The organism is Nesterenkonia haasae (assembly GCF_010119385.1).
Classification (GTDB): Bacteria; Actinomycetota; Actinomycetes; order Actinomycetales; family Micrococcaceae; genus Nesterenkonia; species Nesterenkonia haasae.
In genome coordinates, this window is the sequence record NZ_VFIE01000025.1 from 1 (window position 1) to 221 (window position 221).

Genomic DNA, 221 nt, shown 5'->3' on the forward strand with positions numbered 1-221 from the left:
TGGTATCAGGTGCGGGTCAATGGCAATACCGGTTGGGTGTGGCAGGACTTTTTGAGCACCGGGTCATCCGGTTCCAGCAGTTCAGGTACGAACAACTCGTCTAGTTCGGGCAGTTCTTCCACAGCGAGCAGCTCTTCGGGCTCGTCGTCGTCGGGTTCTTCCAGCTCCGGTTCATCATCTTCTACAGGTCGGGTGACCTCGGGTGTGAATATGAGGTCTGC

Annotated in this window: 1 protein-coding gene; it reads right to left on the reverse strand. The window is 56.6% G+C overall.

The window, feature by feature from the left end:
• Positions 1-5 precede the first annotated feature (5 nt).
• On the reverse strand, positions 6-221 hold a 216-nt coding region (locus FH975_RS12615; RefSeq protein ID WP_202923238.1), incomplete at its 5' end, for a hypothetical protein.